Source organism: Pseudomonas sp. S3E12, from assembly GCF_001702295.1.
In the GTDB taxonomy this organism is placed as follows: Bacteria; Pseudomonadota; Gammaproteobacteria; order Pseudomonadales; family Pseudomonadaceae; genus Aquipseudomonas; species Aquipseudomonas marginalis.
This window is the reverse complement of the sequence record NZ_MBDT01000021.1, coordinates 189373-207351: the sequence shown is the minus strand read 5'-3', so window position 1 is coordinate 207351 and position 17979 is coordinate 189373. Positions and strand designations below refer to the sequence as shown.

At 60.4% G+C, this 17979-nt stretch carries 15 protein-coding genes; 5 read left to right on the top strand and 10 right to left on the bottom strand.

Annotated elements, in window-relative coordinates:
- Window position 1 precedes the first annotated feature (1 nt).
- Window positions 2-1132, bottom strand: coding sequence for a carbon-nitrogen hydrolase family protein (locus BB029_RS17590; RefSeq protein ID WP_065940143.1), 1131 nt, complete (start codon window positions 1130-1132; stop codon window positions 2-4).
- A 211-nt stretch (window positions 1133-1343) separates the two neighbouring features.
- Here BB029_RS17590 and BB029_RS17585 point away from each other — a divergent pair, with 211 nt between their 5' ends.
- Window positions 1344-3383 carry an NADPH-dependent 2,4-dienoyl-CoA reductase gene (locus tag BB029_RS17585; RefSeq protein ID WP_065940142.1) on the top strand — a complete coding sequence of 680 codons (2040 nt, stop codon included), beginning with the start codon at window positions 1344-1346 and terminating at the stop codon, window positions 3381-3383.
- Window positions 3384-3440: 57 nt separating this feature from the next.
- A complete protein-coding gene (locus tag BB029_RS17580) occupies window positions 3441-4325 on the top strand; it encodes a 1-aminocyclopropane-1-carboxylate deaminase/D-cysteine desulfhydrase (protein ID WP_065940141.1) in 885 nt (294 codons plus the stop codon).
- Here BB029_RS17580 and ispG read toward each other — a convergent pair.
- From ispG to idi, 5 genes are all read right to left on the bottom strand, one after another.
- The gene (gene ispG / locus BB029_RS17575) at window positions 4322-5605 is read right to left on the bottom strand and encodes a flavodoxin-dependent (E)-4-hydroxy-3-methylbut-2-enyl-diphosphate synthase (protein ID WP_065940140.1); all 1284 of its coding nucleotides are present in this window, start codon (window positions 5603-5605) and stop codon (window positions 4322-4324) included. The genes BB029_RS17580 and ispG overlap by 4 nt on opposite strands.
- A gap of 210 nt (window positions 5606-5815) precedes the next feature.
- The gene (locus tag BB029_RS17570; RefSeq protein WP_065940139.1) at window positions 5816-6928 is read right to left on the bottom strand and encodes a terpene synthase family protein; all 1113 of its coding nucleotides are present in this window, start codon (window positions 6926-6928) and stop codon (window positions 5816-5818) included.
- 41 nt (window positions 6929-6969) lie between these two features.
- Window positions 6970-7905 (bottom strand): cyclopropane-fatty-acyl-phospholipid synthase family protein, encoded by a 936-nt coding sequence (locus BB029_RS17565; protein WP_065940138.1) that lies wholly within the window; start codon window positions 7903-7905, stop codon window positions 6970-6972.
- 24 nt (window positions 7906-7929) lie between these two features.
- Window positions 7930-9780, bottom strand: coding sequence for a 1-deoxy-D-xylulose-5-phosphate synthase (gene dxs, locus BB029_RS17560; protein WP_065940137.1), 1851 nt, complete (start codon window positions 9778-9780; stop codon window positions 7930-7932).
- A 30-nt stretch (window positions 9781-9810) separates the two neighbouring features.
- Window positions 9811-10356, bottom strand: a complete 546-nt coding sequence (gene idi / locus BB029_RS17555) for an isopentenyl-diphosphate Delta-isomerase (protein ID WP_065940136.1) — start codon at window positions 10354-10356, stop codon at window positions 9811-9813.
- Window positions 10357-10670: 314 nt separating this feature from the next.
- On the opposite strand from idi, the gene ispC reads away from it, so the two are divergent.
- Window positions 10671-11837, top strand: a complete 1167-nt coding sequence (ispC, locus tag BB029_RS17550; protein ID WP_065940135.1) for a 1-deoxy-D-xylulose-5-phosphate reductoisomerase — start codon at window positions 10671-10673, stop codon at window positions 11835-11837.
- A 61-nt stretch (window positions 11838-11898) separates the two neighbouring features.
- Here ispC and BB029_RS17545 read toward each other — a convergent pair whose 3' ends face one another.
- From BB029_RS17545 to BB029_RS17535, 3 genes are all read right to left on the bottom strand, one after another.
- Window positions 11899-12474 (bottom strand): cytochrome b, encoded by a 576-nt coding sequence (locus BB029_RS17545; RefSeq protein WP_065940134.1) that lies wholly within the window; start codon window positions 12472-12474, stop codon window positions 11899-11901.
- Window positions 12475-12587: 113 nt separating this feature from the next.
- Window positions 12588-13415, bottom strand: a complete 828-nt coding sequence (phnX, locus tag BB029_RS17540; protein ID WP_065940133.1) for a phosphonoacetaldehyde hydrolase — start codon at window positions 13413-13415, stop codon at window positions 12588-12590.
- Window positions 13416-13442: 27 nt separating this feature from the next.
- The gene (locus BB029_RS17535) at window positions 13443-14552 is read right to left on the bottom strand and encodes a 2-aminoethylphosphonate--pyruvate transaminase (protein WP_065940132.1); all 1110 of its coding nucleotides are present in this window, start codon (window positions 14550-14552) and stop codon (window positions 13443-13445) included.
- A 113-nt stretch (window positions 14553-14665) separates the two neighbouring features.
- On the opposite strand from BB029_RS17535, the gene BB029_RS17530 reads away from it, so the two are divergent.
- Window positions 14666-15526, top strand: a complete 861-nt coding sequence (locus tag BB029_RS17530) for a LysR substrate-binding domain-containing protein (protein ID WP_065940131.1) — start codon at window positions 14666-14668, stop codon at window positions 15524-15526.
- Here the strand turns inward: BB029_RS17530 and BB029_RS17525 are convergent.
- Window positions 15496-16392: a LysR substrate-binding domain-containing protein gene (locus BB029_RS17525; protein ID WP_065940130.1), complete on the bottom strand. Its 897-nt coding sequence runs from the start codon at window positions 16390-16392 to the stop codon at window positions 15496-15498. The two genes, BB029_RS17530 and BB029_RS17525, sit on opposite strands and share 31 nt — an antisense overlap.
- Window positions 16393-16649: 257 nt before the next feature.
- Between BB029_RS17525 and BB029_RS17520 the strand changes: the two genes are divergently transcribed.
- Window positions 16650-17975, top strand: coding sequence for an MFS transporter (locus BB029_RS17520; protein WP_065940129.1), 1326 nt, complete (start codon window positions 16650-16652; stop codon window positions 17973-17975).
- The last annotated feature ends 4 nt before the right edge of the window (window positions 17976-17979 follow it).

Here is a 17979-nt window from a genome sequence, read left to right as displayed (position 1 = left end):
GTTACAGCCAGATATTCAGCAGGCGCGCGCCACGGGCGTCGCCGTCGGCGCTGATCTGCCCGTTGCTGCTGAGAAAGCTGTGCCCGGCGGTGCCCAGGTCCCAGAACTGCCCACGCAGGAATACGCTCATGCCCGCGGTTGCCTGGCTGACGGGTTGCTGGCTGATCAGCGTCAGGCGTCGCCAAGCCTCACCTTCGCTGAGCTCTTCAGGCTTGAGGCTGATTTCCGGCGGCGTGGACACGCTCTTGAAGCCGCGCCATGGTCGATCCCAGGTATCGCGACCGAGCACAAAGGCCGGCACCGCAATCAATTGCGCACCTTGCTCGTTGAGCTTGCGATAGTTGTCCGGGTACCAGCTGTCACTGCCGACCAACACGCCGAGGCGCCCGGCCGGGGTGTCGACCACGCTGACGATGTTTTCGTCACCGGGTTCGATAAAACCGCGTTCATCGTAGATCGGATAAAGCTGGCGCTGGGGATCGCCGAGGGGCAAGCCGTCCGCCGCGAACACCACGCTGGCGTTGTACAAGGCGCCATGGCCGACCTGCAATTGGCCCTGGCTGACACTCGGGTTCGGCAGCGTGATGGAGCCGGCCACCAGCGTTACGCCAAACTCCTTGGCCAGGCCGCCGAACAGCACCTGATAGTCCCGCGCCATGCCGGAGGCTTTCATGCGCAGGTAGGCGTCATCGGTGCGGTTATCGCCGGTTGCGCTGATCCAGGCACGGGCAAACAGCAGCGGGTTGCTGACCGACAGCCAGTTCATCGCATCCTTCACGTGCAGCGCCTGGTACACCTCGTTTTTTTCGCCGGTCAACATCAGCCAGGTGCCGATATGTTCGGGCAGCACCACAATGGTTTTTTCGTTGATCAATCCCTGGTCCCGGGCCTTTTGCAGGTAGGCCGCGAGCTTCAGGTGCAGACGTTCCAGGCTCTGGTAATCGGCGGGAAACAGCTCCGGCTGGATGCCCAGGAGGTTGCCGCGATCGGCGGGCAGGCCTTCGTTGACGGCGAGGGTGATGCGCAGGTCCGACAGGTAATGCGCCACGGGGCGCTCCTGGGTCCAGACCAGATACGCGGCGACGGCGGCAACCAGGGCCATGGAGACGGTAAAAGCGAGAAGTTTACGCATGGGGCAACAGACAACAGACCGGGTGCAGGGTTCGCGACTAGGGTAGGGCCCCTGCAACGGCTTGCCAAGGGGCGCTGTGCATTTGGATCAATAACTTGTCAGTTTCAGTCATTGAGCCGTCGTCCACCGCCTCTTAGTCTGTGGGACATAAACCGATGAGGTGCCATTCGAGCCCCTCACGTCCCGTGATGATCCGTTGTGGAGCTGTACCATGACCGCTGCTGCCTACCCGCACCTGCTGGCCCCGTTGGACCTGGGTTTTACCACCTTGCGCAACCGCACCCTGATGGGCTCGATGCACACGGGCCTGGAAGAAAAGCCCGGTGGTTTCGAGCGCATGGCGGCGTACTTTGCCGAGCGCGCCCGTGGCGGTGTGGGCCTGATGGTCACCGGCGGCATTGGCCCGAATGATGAAGGCGGGGTGTATTCCGGCGCGGCCAAGCTCACCACCGAAGAGGAAGCGCAGAAGCACAGGATCGTCACGCAGGCCGTGCATGAGGCGGGCGGCAAGATCTGCATGCAGATCCTCCACGCCGGCCGTTATGCCTACAGCCCCAAACAGGTCGCGCCGAGTGCGATCCAGGCGCCGATCAACCCGTTCAAGCCCAAGGAGCTGGACGAGGAGGGCATCGAGAAGCAGATCCAGGATTTCGTCACCTGCTCGCTGCTGGCCCAGGTCGCCGAGTACGACGGCGTGGAAATCATGGGCTCCGAAGGTTACTTCATCAACCAGTTCCTCGCCGCCCACACCAACCACCGCACCGACCGTTGGGGCGGCAGCTACGAAAACCGCATGCGCCTGGCGGTGGAAATCGTGCGCCGGGTGCGCGAAGCCGTTGGCCCGAACTTCATCATTATCTTCCGCCTGTCGATGCTCGACCTGGTGGAAGGCGGCAGCACCTGGGAAGAAATCGTGCAGTTGGCCAAGGCCATCGAGCAGGCCGGAGCGACCATCATCAACACCGGCATCGGTTGGCACGAAGCGCGTATCCCGACCATCGCCACCAAAGTACCCCGTGGCGCGTTCAGCAAAGTCACGGCCAAATTGCGCGGTGCGGTGCGGATCCCGTTGATCACCACCAACCGCATCAACACCCCGGAAATCGCCGAGCAGATCCTCGCCGAAGGCGATGCCGACATGGTCTCGATGGCGCGGCCGTTCCTCGCCGACCCGGAGTTCGTCAACAAGGCCGCTGCCGGCCGCGCCGATGAAATCAACACCTGCATCGGCTGCAACCAGGCCTGCCTGGACCACACCTTTGGCGGCAAGTTGACCACCTGCCTGGTCAACCCACGCGCGTGCTACGAGACCGAACTCAACTACCTGCCGGTCAAGCAGATCAAGAAAATCGCCGTGGTCGGTGCCGGCCCCGCAGGCCTGGCCGCCGCCACCGTGGCGGCTGAGCGCGGCCACCAGGTGACACTGTTCGACTCGGCCAGCGAGATCGGTGGCCAATTCAATATCGCCAAGCGCGTACCGGGCAAAGAAGAGTTTTTCGAGACCCTGCGCTACTTCAATCGCAAGTTGCAGACCACCCACGTCGAGCTGTGCCTCAACACCCGGGTCGACACCGCACAACTGGTGGCGGGCGGTTACGACGAGATCATCCTGGCCACCGGCATTGCGCCGCGCACGCCGGCGATTCCGGGCGTTGAAAACCCCAAGGTGCTGAGCTACCTGGACGTGATCCTCGAGCGCAAGCCGGTGGGCAAGCGCGTCGCGGTGATCGGCGCCGGCGGCATTGGTTTTGACGTGTCGGAATTCCTCGTGCATGAAGGCGTGTCTACCAGCCTCGACCGCGAAGCGTTCTGGAAGGAGTGGGGCATCGACACCCAGTTGCAAGCCCGTGGCGGCGTGGCCGGGATCAAGCCTCAGCCCCATGCCCCGGCCCGTGAAGTGTTCCTGTTGCAACGCAAGGCTTCGAAGGTCGGCGACGGCCTGGGCAAGACCACCGGCTGGATCCACCGTACCGGCTTGAAGAACAAGCGCGTGCAGATGCTCAACAGCGTCGAGTACCTGAAGATCGACGATGAGGGCCTGCATATCCGCATCGGTGCCGAAGGTGAGCCGCAGCTGCTGGCCGTGGACAACATCGTCATCTGCGCCGGGCAAGACCCGCTGCGCGAGTTGCAGGACGGCCTGGTCGCCGCCGGGCAGAACGTGCACCTGATCGGCGGCGCCGATGTGGCGGCCGAGCTGGATGCCAAGCGCGCGATCAACCAAGGCTCGCGCCTCGCCGCCGAGCTGTAAGACGACGCAAGGGGCGGTGTTAGACTACCGCCTCTTTTTCCATGCAGATGCCGCCCGATGGGTCCCTTTGACTGGCTTCCCCACGCGCCCCTTGAAGCCATGCGGCTCGATTGGCTCAATGGCGTCGAACTGGCCGTGCTGCGCCTGGACCGCATCGACCCGCTGATCAGCGGCAACAAGTGGTTCAAGCTCACCGAACATTTGGCCCAGGCACGACAGGCCGGTGCCAGCGGCGTCATCAGCCTTGGCGGGGCGTACTCCAACCATCTGCATGCGCTGGCAGCGGCGGGCAAGCGTTTTGGTTTCCCCACTGTCGGCCTGTTGCGTGGTCACCCTCAAGACACCCCCACCGTCCTCGACCTGAAAGCTTTTGGCATGCAGTTGCATTGGCTGGGCTATGCCGGCTACCGCGCGCGCCACGCGGAGGATTTCTGGCTGCCGTGGCGCGCGCACTATCCCGATTTTTACCCCGTGCCCGAAGGCGGCGGCGGGATGGCCGGGGCATTGGGTTGCGGGGTCTTGGTCGAGCAGGCACGCCGGCAACTGAACACCGTGGGCTGGGCCGATTACGACGCATGGTGGTTGGCGACAGGTACCGGTACGACGTTGGCGGGTTTGGTCCTGGCAGAGGCGGGCGCACATCCGGTGTATGGCGCCATGGCGGTACCGGATGATCATGGCGTGGCGCAGAACGTGAGTGCCCTGGTGCAGGGCGGTTATGAATTGCTGGACGCCAGCCGGGGTGGCTTTGGAAAGGTTGATTCGCTGTTGCTCGAGTTTATCGACACCACCGAACAGGCCTGCGGTGTACCGCTGGAGCCGCTCTATACCGGCAAGGCGCTGCTGGCGTTGAAGCAGCAGATCGAGGCCGGGCGTTTCGTGCCCGGCACTCGCCTGATCTTCGTGCATACCGGCGGCTTGCAGGGCCGCCGAGGTTTTTAATCGTGCTTGATCAAATCGGATGGCCTCAACAGCTCCAGCAGTTTGGATCTGTCTTGGGGATTCTCACCGTATCGTGTCGCGACATACACCTCAAGGAGGTGAGTGAATTCCGCGGCAATGCTGTTGCCCTTTAGCGTCGCTACCCGCTCGCCGTCGATATAGACCGGGGCGCTGGGGTGTTCCCCTGCGCCCGGAAGCGAGATGCCGATGTCGGCGAGGCGGCTCTCGCCTGGCCCATTCACAACACACCCCATGACGGCGACATGCAGGTGCTCCGCGCCGGGAAACCGGGCTTTCCAGTCCGGCATTCGAGTCAGAATAAAGCCCTCGATGTCTTGCGCCAGCGTCTGAAAGAAGCTGCTCGTTGTACGCCCGCAGCCAGGGCATGCGACTACCGTCGGAGTGAACGCCCGCAAGCCCATGGCCTGCAGGATGTGTTGTGCAACCAGCACTTCCCGTGTGCGCTCACCGTTGGGTTCTGGGGTAAGGGATATGCGCAGTGTGTCCCCGATACCCTCCTGCAACAGTACCGCCAATGCGGTGGAAGAGGCGACGATACCCTTGGAGCCCATGCCTGCTTCGGTCAGCCCCAGATGCAGCGGAAACTCGCAGCGGCCGGCCAGGTCGCGATACACCGTGATCAAGTCCTGCACCTGACTGACCTTGGCCGACAACACGATGTGATTTGCCGGCAGGCCGACTTCAATCGCGCGCCGGGCGCTTTCCAATGCCGATTCCACCAAAGCCTCGCGCATCACCGCGCCGGCGTTCTGGGGTTGGGCGAGCGCCGCATTGGTGTCCATCATGCGCGCCAGCAAGTCGGGATCGAGACTGCCCCAGTTGACCCCGATCCTTACAGGTTTGTCGTAGCGGCAGGCGATCTCGATCATCTGGCAAAACTGCTCGTCGCGCTTGGCGCCTTTGCCGACATTGCCTGGGTTGATTCGGTACTTGCCCAACGCCTCGGCGCATTCAGGGTAGGCTGCGAGCAGGCGATGACCATTGAAGTGGAAGTCACCCACCAGCGGTACGCTGACGTTGCGGCGGTCTAGCAGCTCTCGAATGTTTGCTACCTGAGCGGCGGCGTCATGACTGTTGACCGTGATCCGCACCATTTCGGCACCGGCCAACGCCAGGTTCTCGACCTGACGCGCTGTAGCTTGGGCGTCTGCGGTGTCGGTATTGGTCATGGCTTGCACGACGATCGGATTATCGCTGCCGAGTGTCACCGGGCCTACAGTGACTTGTGTAGTGCGGCGTCGGGGGCGTGCACTGTTCATCGATTCGGCTCCTCTGGCGATTCTGTACGGCATAACAGATGTCCCGGGTATCGGGACCGACGATCTGCGGGTTGCCCTGGGCGGCGTATTGAAGGCCGTGATTGTGCACCTTGGTCACCAGTGGGTTACAAGGCGTGGACAATGGGGCGCTGCCCGCAGCGAGTCGATCCGCTTCCGGCGGAGCCCAACTTTCCCGCCCAAGCATTGACGTCACTGTTTCGTACGATTGGCCTGTTGTTCTGCAATATCTGCAGCGGCGATTTCATCGGTAGAGGGAAGCGGCCTGATGGTCACTTGCCCGCAGATAAATCGTTTTCCTTTGAAATCGCTCCCGTGGTAACGCGTGCTGACTGCATGGAACTCAGCATTGCCCGAGGCCAGATGCTCCAGTTCCGTGAGGTATTCTCGTACGTCGCTGCGATTGCCGAGCGGCCCGGCAAGCACCTTGTCGCGAGCTGCAATGAGTTTCTTCTCATTGTCCTGAACAATGCCAGCCAGTTTGTCGATCGCTTGCTGAAGCGTGAGCCCCTCAAGGTGCATGAACAACCAGACGGAATTGACAGAGTCCGTGATGTGTAATTCTTTGCGGAACGAATAGGGGTCGTTCACCAGTGTGATCGAGTCGATAGCGGCTGTTCTTACCGTAACGAGTGATTCATCGATTGCCAATGCTTCGGTCATGTCTACGTCGATAGCATATTCAGTCATCATCGCTGCCCACTCACCATAATTATCAACGCGTCGTAGTTCCAGATAACGTTCGAAGGTGAGTGTGTTCATCTCTAACGCCAGCGAGTGGGTCTGTCGGCTAATGAGGGTATTGAGCGAGTCCTCCATGCGTTTCCATACTTGTGGTTTGGATAACAGCTGTTTCTTGATGGGGATCAGCCCCTCATACAGCAGTTGAGCGATAGGAAATTTTGCGGGAGGCTTAATGCCGGCAATTGCGTCGAAGTAATGTTGGCGAAGTTCAGCTTGCAGTGCATGGTTACCAAGGATTTCAGGCCGTGTGGTCGTGTCGTCGATGAGTGTGGTGATACTCATCATTCTTTCCAGATTATAGATCCTGTCGTTTTTAGTATGCGGGTACGCGAGACCGCCATAGGCCGTCATTTCCATAGATAAATAGTGGTCAACGGCTTTCTGGCTACCGTAGTGGGCCAGCATATAGGGGCTATCTGTGAGGGCGACCAGCCTATCCGTTTCCGCATGAGCCGGATGCCACATAGGCTTGAGGGTTAAGTTGAAGTCAGGGTGATAAAGGGTGTCTCCCAGTTTCGGGAGGTTGGCTAAGTGGGATACGAAGTTGGGCGAGCGCTGCATGATTCACTCCTCTATAGCCGTTGTTGGGTGATATGGCTGTACTAGAACCGCTTTGCGATCGTGCTATAGATTGAAAGTTTGTTTTTGACGAGGGCAACCGCCAGGCTCTCGCACATCACGTGTAGCTCTTCCAGCGCACCGGTGATTCCGTTCGGAAAGTGCTGTTCGATATTTGACTTTATATCGAGCAGCCAATGTACGGCGTCAGCATTGCTGGGCAGTACGCGTATGTCCTGGATGGTGAATTTGCTGCGCTCCAGTACGCTCGAAAAATAATCAGCTGTTTTGCGGTGTTGGCAGGCGAGCCTGTCAACCAGATCAGGTATGTCAGAGGTATATTTATCCAATGCTACGTTGTAGAGGTTGTCGGAAATAATGATCGTGCCGCCCGTGGCCATGCGCTGCCATAACTTTTTCATGACGGTTTCGTATAAATCATTGGGGAAGTGAGAGATAACACCACGCATAATCACCACGTCATAGAGGCTATCCAAATCGGGTAATAAATCGATGTCATGTGCGTTGCATTGATATAAATGAATACGCTTGGATAATCCCTGTTTTATATGCAGTTTGGCACTGTGCTGCAGCTGGCGCCCGCTGATATTGACGCCGTCCAAGTGCTGGCAATCGGGGAAGTGTTCAGCCATATACCTCAAAGCGGTACCCCAGCCGCAGCCAACATCGAGAATACGGTTGATAGTCGGTTTTTCAGTTGGTGCAAGGCCGGCCAGTTTCAATTGTCTTTCGAAGTACCGTTTGCCTGACTCATCAAGCGTAAGAGGTGGCGCGGAACATGTGTCATCGTAGACGCCAAACTGGAACCACAAGGCATTGCCAATCGCCTTGCGCCAATCATCAGGACTGTCGCCATAGGCGCGTACGACTCGCTCTTGATAGGGATTGATACTGGGGCCCCGTATGATTTTATAAGGGCGCTCAGCCTCGGCTAGGGTACTTGCTGTGTGCTTGTTCACAGGGTGCCTCCTTGGGGCAGGCGTTCAGGCTGTTGCCAAGACTGAAACGTGGCCTGTTATCGCGCGGTTGTTGGAAAACGCTATTCCGTGCGGCTTCAGAAACGCCTCTACCGCATGGATGATTCCGGGCGTATCCAGTCCGCATAGGCCAAGCACTTTTTCGGGGGGGCCATGCTCGATGAAGTGATCGTGGAGCCCTAATTGCAGCACGGGGGGTGAGTGGCCCGCGCTCACCCATTGCTCAATACACGCCGAGCCGGCCCCCCCTGTCACGCAACCTTCTTCAAGGGTTACAAGCCAGTCATGGGTAAACGCCAGGCGTTTAATCAGGTCAGTGTCAATGGGCTTGATAAAACGCATGTTGGCCACCGTCGCATCGAACGTATCGGCGGCTTCAAGAGCCGGCGACAACAGTGAGCCGAACGTCAGGAAAGCGATGCGGTACCCCTCTGGTTGAGTGGATGTTCTGCGGATCTCACCTTTCCCCACCGGCACTGTCTGCAGTGCTATTGCCGCAGTCGCACCGCAACCTGTTCCTCGTGGATAGCGCACAGCACTCGGCCCCTTCAGGAGCAACGCGGTATGCAACATCTGTCGACATTCATTTTCATCGGCAGGCGCCATGATCGTCAGGTTGGGCACACAGCGCAGATAAGCAATATCAAAGGCCCCGTTGTGGGTGGCGCCGTCGGCACCGACGATACCTGCCCGGTCGATGGCGAATACCACCGGCAGATTTTGAATGGCGATGTCGTGAATCAACTGGTCATAGGCGCGTTGCAGGAAGGTCGAGTAGATCGCGACTACTGGCTTCATGCCTTCGGCAGCAAGCCCGGCGGCGAAGGTCAGGGCGTGTTGCTCGGCGATGCCGACATCGAAGTAGCGATCCGGGAAACGTCGTTCAAATTCAACCAGCCCCGAACCTTCGCGCATGGCGGGAGTAATGGCGACGACGCGCGGATCGTTTTGCGCCTCGTCACACAGCCATTGGCCAAATACCTGTGTATAGGTGGGGCTGCCTGGCGTGCCGGGAAGGATGCCTTGAGCCGGTTCGAACTTTCCGGGGCCGTGATAGAGCACCGGGTCAGTGGCGGCCGGTGAATAGCCGTGGCCCTTTTCCGTGATGATATGCAGCAGTTGCGGCCCGCGCAGGTTACGCATGGCTGACAGGGCGGGCAGCAATTCGTCCAGATCATGCCCGTTGATGGGACCGTGATACTGGAATCCCAGCGCCTCGAACATCGGTGCCGGAGCAGCGAGCCCTTCGAGCTTGATGGCGCAGCGGTTGAACCGGAGTTGGCCCAGGTGAGAACACAGGGCGCCGACGGCAGGTGAAATCGACATGGCGTTGTCATTGAGGATCACCAGTAACGGCAATTCCCTGTACAGCCCGGCATTGTTCATGGCTTCGAACGCCATGCCGCCTGACAGGGCGCCATCGCCGATCACTGCAATGCAGTGGTGAGGCTCACCTTTGAGGTGGGCGGCCAATGCCATGCCCAGGGTCGCCGAAATCGAAGTGCTGGAATGTGCGGTGCCAAAGGCGTCATAGCGCGATTCGCTGCGCCTCGGGAACCCCGAGATGCCACCCGACTGACGGATGCCGGCCATGGCTTCACGGCGACCGGTGAGGATTTTATGCGCGTAGGCCTGATGCCCCACATCCCATACAAGCCGGTCCGTGGGGGTGTCGAACACATAATGCAAGGCGATGCTCAATTCGACGGTGCCCAGATTCGCGGACAGATGGCCGCCGGTCTTTGCAACGCTATGCAGTATGAAGGCCCGCAGCTCATCGGCCAGAGGCCCAAGCGCATTGGGGTGCAGCGCCCGTAAATCTTCGGGTATGTCGATGGTATTGAGTAGTTCGAACATGGTGAACACTCCGGTTGGCGCCAGTTAGCCCTAACGATTGGCGGGCGCCAGCTCTTTCCAGGCGTGCATGCCCGCCAGTCCAATGGACTCGAATATCCGTTGGAACCAGACAGTGAAGGTGCCGGGAGCGGCGTTGATGCGTGCATGGATCTGTGCAAGCGTCGTCCATTGCCACGCATGGGCTTCGTTGGGATTGGCAATTGGATCGCCAGGGTTGACGCCAACGAAGATGTGATCGAACTCATGCTCAATGAGCTGGTTTGAAACCGGCTCGCGATAAAGCAGGGTGGAGACTTTGCGCAGGGAGCAGGTTATTCCCATCTCTTCCCGCAGGCGGCGTTCTGCCGCCGTCTTGGTCCGTTCGCCGGGGCGGGGGTGACCGCAGCAGGTGTTGGTCCACAAGCCTTGAGAGTGGTATTTGCCGAATGCCCGTTGTTGCAGCAACAAACGGCCTGCGTCATCGAAGATGAACACCGAAAACGCTCGATGCAACTGGCCTGTGCGATGGGCCTCCAATTTGGGGGCACAGCCTTTTTTACGGTCGTGTCGATCGACCAGAATCAGTAACTCGCTCATAACGAAGGCTCCATCCATTGTGTCTTCGCTACAGGGTTACGGCGGGAAAGATAATGTAGTGAACAGCAGACAGGTACACGGGTAGGGCGAAACTTAGTGGGTGGGGTTTTACTTTTCAAGCGTTTTTTTAGAATGGATTTGCTGTGTTTTTCTTAAGTAATTGCGAGTTGTTATATATGGTGTTGTGCGCGTTGAGTGACGGGTTTATTGTTTTTTATATGAAAATATATAGCTAAATTTTATAGGCGGTTAAGGTGCAGGTGCCAAAATCGAAAGGGTGAGTTTTGCGTGTAAAGAGACTAGAGGGTGGAGCTATGTTGCAGCGCCTTTGTATTCTCGGTTCTACCGGGGCCATTGGCGACAGTACTTTAGCGGTAGTCGCAGGTAATCCGGATGCATTTGTCGTGTATGCGTTAAGTGCGCATCGCAATATCGAAAAGTTGTTTAAGCAGTGTTTGAGGTATAAGCCCGCGCTGGCAATTGTCAGTGAGCCGCATCACGCCATTGAGCTTCAGGCCCATCTTCAAGCGGCGCAATTGCCCACAGAGGTCGGATGTGGCCTGGACGCCTTATGTGCCGCCAGCGCCGGAGAGTGCGATACGGTGGTCGCTGCGATTGTCGGGGCGGCCGGGCTCCTGCCCACATTGAGTGCGGCCAGGGCCGGTAAAAAAATACTGCTGGCGAACAAGGAAGCGCTGGTTATGTCAGGCGCATTGTTCATGGACACGTCCCGTGAGTCAGGCGCGCTTATCTTGCCAATCGACAGCGAACACAATGCAATTTTCCAATGCCTGCAAGGCAGCCGTGATGGCCTGGTCGGGGTGGATCGTTTGATCCTCACGGCGTCGGGAGGCCCGTTCAGGACGCGCTCCGTTGCCTCTCTGAAGGACGTCACGCCAAAAGAAGCCTGTGCGCATCCCAATTGGGTGATGGGCCGTAAGATTTCCGTTGATTCGGCGACGATGATTAACAAAGGCCTGGAGATCATTGAGGCTCGTTGGCTGTTTGACATTGCGCCATCCCGCATAGAAGCCTTGATACACCCCCAGAGTATCGTTCACTCCATGGTGGTATTTCGAGATCAGTCCGTGTTGGCTCAGTTGGGTCGCCCGGATATGCGCACTCCCATTGCCCATGCATTGGGCTATCCCCATCGCGTGCTGTCTGGCGTGCCCTCGTTGGATTTGACCCAATTATCCGGGTTGACGTTTGAAGAGCCTGATCTGCAACGGTTTCCCTGTCTTGAGTTGGCAATGGCGGTGATTAATGAGCATCCAGAGGCCAGCGTTATATTAAATGCTTCCAATGAAGTAGCGGTGGACGCCTTTTTGTCTTCACGCATTCGTTTTACGGATATCGAAAGGGTTATTCGCCATACCTTGCAGCGCGTTACCGCAACAACGCTTGATTCACTGGAGGATATTCTGGACAAGGACGAACAGGCACGCGCCGTCAGCCGTGAGTCAATTGCTTTGTTATAGACCGAGACGCCTCCGCAGCCCGCATGGAAGACCCTGCGGGCTTTGGCTATTTGCTAAAGGATCAGTCAGTCGACTGGGTGAAGGACCCGCCACGCCTGCCCGGCATCATCCGCAACGCCGTGTTATCACGCATCACATAATGATGAAAGATCCCCGCCACCGCATGCAGCCCGATCAGCCAGTAACCGACCTTGCCGAACCACACATGCCAGCCTTCAATCTCTTTGGCCAGCGCCTTGTTTTCGGCGATCAGCGGCGGCAGCTCGATCCCATAGAACATCACCGAATGCCCCTCGGCACTGACGATCAGCCAACCGGCAATCGGCATGCCGATCATCAAGGCGTACAGCGCGAAGTGCATCAGCGTGGCCAGCAGGCTTTGCCATTGTGGCGGGGCGGGGACGATCTTGGGGGCAACCCCCAGGCTGCGCGCGAACAGGCGCAGCCACACCAGTACAAACACGGTGAGGCCGAACATGAAGTGCATCTCGACGATCAACGTGCGTGCACCGCTGCCTTTGGGGAACTGTCCGCGTAACTCAATGCAGGCGTAGACCACCGCCAGTAGCACCACCATCAACCAGTGCAGCGCAATCGACATGGTGCTGTAGCGCGTATCGGAATTTTTCCACGGCATCGCTGGGTTCCTCACTCATCAGGGCGAACCTTCGTTCTTTGGCGACGAAGTCCTTTTACTGTAAGCCTGTTTTGCGCGGTTTGCCCGGTGCGATGTCGTTGTCTTGACCTCTATCAGTTGGTTTGCGGCATTTCGCCACGGGCCAGGCGCTGGTTGATGTCGGCGATGACGGCCGGCAGGTCGGTAATGGTGTCGATCAGGTAATGGGGGCGCGAGCCTGCGAACATCGCTTCGATACGAGTGCGTTCGCTGGCCAGCGTCGCGGCGTCGAGGGCGCGAAACTGCGCGTAGGTCAGGCCCAGGGCGTTGCCGGAGCAGGTCAGGGCCACGGTCCACATCCCGGCGCGACGGCCTTCGAGGATACCCGGCACGGTGTCGTCGACCTTGACGCACGCCGCCACATCGTCGATGCCCAGGGCGATCACGTTGGCGAGTGCCTGGGCTGGCCATGGGCGGCCGTTGGGCACTTCGTCGGTGGCGACCACGTGGTCGGCGACGTAGCCGTTGGTGGCGGCCAGGGCGACCACTTTATCCATGACTTGCTTGGGATAGCCCGAGCAGGAGCCGATCTTGATGCCTTGCCCGCGCAGCTGGCCGATGGTCTCGAGGGCACCGGGGATCAGCGCCGAGTGCTCGGCGATTTTCTCGATCTGCAACGGCATGAAGCGCTGGTAGATGGCGGTCACGTCGTCATCGGTGGGCGTGCGGCCGAACGCCTGGCGGTAGCGCTCGGCGACTTGCGGCTGGTCGCACAGGGTGCGGATATGGTCCCACTTGCCCATGCCCATCGGGCCACGGGCTTCTTCGATGGAAACCTGCACATCGAATTCGGCGAAGGCCTCGACGAAAATCTGCGTGGGGGCGAAAGAGCCGAAGTCGACCACGGTGCCGGCCCAGTCGAGGATGACGGCCTGGAGGGTGTTGGGGTTTTGATAGTTCATGGTTCAGATCCTGTGGGTAAGGGGCAATCAGATGTCCGACACTTCCATTTCTTCCAGCACCTCGGCGATCGCCTTGACCGCTGCGCGCATCCCTTGCGCATCGACATGGCCGATGCAGCCCACGCGGAACGTCTCCACCTGGGTCAATTTGCCGGGGTACAGAATGAAACCCTTGGCCTTGACCCGTTCGTAGAAGTCCTTGAACTGGTAGCGCGGGTCCTGCGGTGCGTGAAAGGTCACGATGATCGGGGCCTGGATCGCCGCCGGCAGGAAGCTGCGCAGGCCCAGTGCGGCCATGCCGTCGAGCAATGCCTGGCAGTTGTCGGCATAGCGTCGGTGGCGCGCGGGCAGGCCGCCTTCTTCCTGGTATTGCAGCAGCGCTTCGTGCAGGGCGGCGACCACATGGGTCGGCGGGGTAAAGCGCCATTGGCCGGTCTTGGTCATGTAGCTGTGCTGGTCGAACAGGTCCATCGCCAGGGAATGGCAGTTGCCCTGGGCGGCGGCCAGCGCCTGTTTGTTCGCGAAGACGAAGCCCATGCCCGGCACGCCTTCCAGGCACTTGCCGGAGGCGGCGATCAGTGCGTCGAACGGCACTTCGCGGGCATCGATCGGCAGCGCACCGAAGGAGCTCATGGCGTCGATGATCAGGCGCTTGCCGTGGTGTTTGACGACCTCGGCGATCTGCGGCAGCGGGTTGAGAATGCCGGTGCTGGTTTCGCAGTGGATCAACGCAACGTGGGTGATGGCGCTGTCTGCCGCCAGCAGGCGGTCCACATCGGCCGCGGTGGTGGGCTGGTCTTCGGCGGTCTCAAAGGTGCTGACATCACGGCCGAGCACTTCGCAGATCCTGGCCAGGCGCTTGCCGTAGGCGCCGTTGATCAGCACCAGCACCTTGCCGTCACGCGGTACCAGGGTGCCGATGGCGGCCTCGACCGCAAAGGTGCCGCTGCCTTGCAACGGCACGCAATGGTGGCTGCCTTCGCCGTGGAGGATCGCCAGCAATTGCGCGCAGACGCTGGCGGTGAGTTGGTTGAAGCGGTCATCCCATGAACCCCAGTCCACCATCATGGCCCGGCGGGTGCGGTTCGATGTGGTCAGGGGGCCGGGGGTCAGCAGGATCGGCGCGGCAGTGGTCATCTCAAGTCCTCGCAAGGCATCGGGGGGTGAAGCTACGGCGCCTAAATTGCAGTTTGGCTTGTCATCAATCAAATTGTTTGTTGTTATGCGAGCTATCAGTGAGGCCGATAGCCATGAACCTGTTCCAACTGCGCGCGTTCGACGCCGTGGCCCGTGAGGGCAGTTTTACCCGTGCTGCCGCGCGGCTGTTCATCAGCCAACCGGCGGTGACCGGGCATATCAAGGCCCTGGAGGAGCACTACCAGATCCCTTTGCTGCGCCGCACCGCACGGCGGGTGGAGTTGACCGAAGAGGGCGCGCGGCTGGCGGCGATCACACGAGCGATCTTTGGCCTGGTGGACGAAGCCCAGACGATGCTGGAGGCCAACCGCCAACTGCTGAGCGGGCGCCTGGAAGTCGCGGCGGACGGCCCGCACCTGGTGATGCCGATGATTGCCAGCCTGCGCGCGCGCTACCCCGGGATTACCGTCAACCTGCGCCTGGGCAATGCCCAGGAAACCCTTGCCGCGCTGTTGTCCGAGCATGCGGATGTGGCGGTACTCACCGAAGTGGAACCGCGCAACGGTCTGCACCTGCAACCGTTGAGCGAGTCGCGGATGTGCGCATTGGTGCCGGCCAGCCATGCGTGGGCGCAGCAACCCGAGGGTATTCGCCTTGAGCAACTCAACGAGGTGATCATGGTGCTGCGCGAGCCCAGTTCCATCACCCGGCGTACCTTCGATGAGGCCTGCATGGCCGCGAATGTGCAGCCCAAGGTGCTGCTGGAGCTGGACAGCCGCGAGGCGGTGACCGAAGCCGTCGCCGCTGAGCTGGGGGTGGGCGTGGTCTCGTCCATGGAAGTCAGCCCCGACCCACGGGTGCAGGCGGTGCCGATTCAGGGCGAGGGGCTGGTCAACCGGCACCTGCTCGGTTGCATGGAGCGGCGCCGCTCGTTGCGCCTGATTCAGGCGGTTTTCGAGTTGGCGCCGGGCTGAAGGCTGTCGCGTACGATCTCCAGGAACGTCGCCACCACCCGGCGTGAACTCTGTTCCTTGAGGCACACCAGGGTTTCTTTCATGCGCTGGCTGCAATCGCGGATCGGCATGGCGTATACCCGCGAGTCGGCGCCGAACTCCGCCGCCGAGACCACGCCCACGCCGATGCCCACCACCACCGCTTCACGGGCGGCCTCGCGGCCCTCCACCTGGATCGCCGGGCGAATGCGCAAGCCTGCCTGGCTCATTTCCTGCTCCAGGGTCTGGCGGGTGACCGAGCCGATTTCGCGCAACACCAGCGGCGTGTCGTCCAGGTCGGCCAGGCAGATGGACGCGCGCCCGGCCCAGGGGTGGTTGCGTGCGACAAAGGCGAGCAATTGGTCGTCGGGCAACGGCAGCGACAGCAGGCGCTCATCGTCGACGTCGCGGCCCAGCAAGGCCAGGTCGGCCTGGTAGTTGTACAGGCGAGACAGCGATTCATCGGTGTTGCCGGTTTCGATCTTCACGCTGATCCCCGGGTACAGCTGGCAAAAGCGCGCGATCTGCGGCAGCACATGCACCGGGGCATCCACGGCGAGGGTGAGGGTGCCGGTAAGCAATGCGCGGGAGTCCTGCAACAGTTCCTCGGCTTCGGCTTCGATCACAAACAGGCGCTGGGTGATGCTCAGCAGGCGTTCGCCCAGGTCGGTCAGGCGCACCGAGCGCTTGTTGCGATGAAACAACAGCACGCCGAAGCGCTCTTCGAGTTTGCGCACCTGGTCGGAAATCGCCGGTTGCGTCAGGAACAACCGTTCGGCGGCCTGGGTGAAACTGCCGTGGATGGCGACGGCGTGGAACGCTTTGAGCTGTGTGTGGGACACCGACATCGCGAATCCTCTTACAAGCTGAACTTATATTTGAAATACGATAAATCGATTTTACCTATTAGTCAGCCATTGCTTTGATACGCCTCAACCCCCGTAGGTTGAGTCCTACAACCTACGGGGCCATGGGCTCCTGGACACCGGACCCATCTGACCAATGCCGCGCCATCCACGGCTCGGCATTGCAGTGCTCAACCATAAAAACAACAGGCATTCGCTTCTCGATTCTGCCGGCACACTCACCTGAGGTCAGAACCACCATGAATATCCCTATGGGTAGCATCAAGCGTTGGCGCGTGCAGATTTTCGCCATCACCTGGCTGGCGTACGCAGCGTTCTATTTCACTCGCAAAGCGTTTTCCGTGGCGAAGCTGGGGATCGTCGACGACCCGAGTTTCCCCCTCGACAAAATGATGATGGCCAACCTGGATGGCATTTACCTGGCGGCCTATGCCGTCGGGCAGTTTACCTGGGGCATGCTGGCTGATCGCTTCGGGCCGCGTGTCGTGGTGCTTGGAGGGTTACTGATTTCTGCCGCTGCGGCGCTGGTGATGGGCACGTTCGCCACCTTGCCGATCTTTATCAGCTGCATGTTGATCCAGGGGTTGGCGCAGTCCACCGGCTGGTCGGGATTGTGCAAGAACCTCGGCAGTTTCTTCCCGGCGCAGCAGCGCGGGCGAGTGTTGGGGCTATGGAGTTCGTGCTACGCCTTCGGCGGCCTGGTGGCGTCGCCCTTTGCCGGGTGGTGGGCCTACACCCTGATCGGCAGCTGGCATGCGGCGTTTATCTCCAGTGCGGCGGTGGTGGCGTGTGTGGCGCTGCTGTTCTTTCTCTTCCAGCGCAACACGCCCCAGGACGTGGGCTTGCCGGCCGTGGAACCGGAGCCGCTGTTGAGCGCCGAGGAGGCCGCCGCCGAGAAGCGCATCAGCGTGCTGGAACCGCTGCGGGCGATTTTGCGTAACCGCACTGTCTTGACCCTGGGGCTGGCGTACTTCCTGCTGAAACCGGCGCGCTACGCAATCCTGTTGTGGGGGCCGGTGATTGTGTATGAGCAGATGCCGTCGGTGGGCAAGGTCGGCGCGGCCATCGTGCCGACGGCGTTCGAACTGGCCGGTTTGCTGGGGCCAGTGCTGATCGGGCTGGCGTCCGACAAACTGTTCGGCGCCCGCCGCATGCCGGCCTGCGTGCTCAGCCTGCTGGCCCTGACCGTGGCCCTGGCGCTGTTCATGGGCGCACTACACACCGGCAGCGTGGTGCTGGTGATGGCGTTGCTGTTTGTCATGGGCCTGACCCTCTACGGGCCGGACTCGATGATCAGCAGCACCGCCGCCATCGACTTCGGCACCGCCAAGGCGGGGGCGACGGCCGCAGGCTTTGTGAACGGTTGCGGTTCGGTGGGGGCGATCCTCGGCGGGTTGCTGCCGGGTTACTTCGATACGGTGACGGTGTTTATCGTGTTTGCCGGTGCCGCGCTGTTTTCCTCGCTGGTGCTGATGCCCTACTGGAACGCCAGGCCGGCCGTGCTGGCCCAGGTCGGGGATTTCGTGCCGGACCGCCGTGGGGCGATCAAACCCTTGCGAACCTGAGGGG

What these genes read in the sequence shown, in the direction of transcription:
- BB029_RS17590 (WP_065940143.1), bottom strand. Translation starts at nt 1,132, where the DNA reads ATGCGTAAACTTCTCGCTTTTACCGTCTCCATGGCCCTGGTTGCCGCC.
- BB029_RS17585 (WP_065940142.1), top strand. Translation starts at nt 1,344, where the DNA reads ATGACCGCTGCTGCCTACCCGCACCTGCTGGCCCCGTTGGACCTGGGT.
- BB029_RS17580 (WP_065940141.1), top strand. Translation starts at nt 3,441, where the DNA reads ATGGGTCCCTTTGACTGGCTTCCCCACGCGCCCCTTGAAGCCATGCGG.
- ispG (WP_065940140.1), bottom strand. Translation starts at nt 5,605, where the DNA reads ATGAACAGTGCACGCCCCCGACGCCGCACTACACAAGTCACTGTAGGC.
- BB029_RS17570 (WP_065940139.1), bottom strand. Translation starts at nt 6,928, where the DNA reads ATGCAGCGCTCGCCCAACTTCGTATCCCACTTAGCCAACCTCCCGAAA.
- dxs (WP_065940137.1), bottom strand. Translation starts at nt 9,780, where the DNA reads ATGTTCGAACTACTCAATACCATCGACATACCCGAAGATTTACGGGCG.
- idi (WP_065940136.1), bottom strand. Translation starts at nt 10,356, where the DNA reads ATGAGCGAGTTACTGATTCTGGTCGATCGACACGACCGTAAAAAAGGC.
- ispC (WP_065940135.1), top strand. Translation starts at nt 10,671, where the DNA reads ATGTTGCAGCGCCTTTGTATTCTCGGTTCTACCGGGGCCATTGGCGAC.
- BB029_RS17545 (WP_065940134.1), bottom strand. Translation starts at nt 12,474, where the DNA reads ATGCCGTGGAAAAATTCCGATACGCGCTACAGCACCATGTCGATTGCG.
- phnX (WP_065940133.1), bottom strand. Translation starts at nt 13,415, where the DNA reads ATGAACTATCAAAACCCCAACACCCTCCAGGCCGTCATCCTCGACTGG.
- BB029_RS17535 (WP_065940132.1), bottom strand. Translation starts at nt 14,552, where the DNA reads ATGACCACTGCCGCGCCGATCCTGCTGACCCCCGGCCCCCTGACCACA.
- BB029_RS17530 (WP_065940131.1), top strand. Translation starts at nt 14,666, where the DNA reads ATGAACCTGTTCCAACTGCGCGCGTTCGACGCCGTGGCCCGTGAGGGC.
- BB029_RS17525 (WP_065940130.1), bottom strand. Translation starts at nt 16,392, where the DNA reads ATGTCGGTGTCCCACACACAGCTCAAAGCGTTCCACGCCGTCGCCATC.
- BB029_RS17520 (WP_065940129.1), top strand. Translation starts at nt 16,650, where the DNA reads ATGAATATCCCTATGGGTAGCATCAAGCGTTGGCGCGTGCAGATTTTC.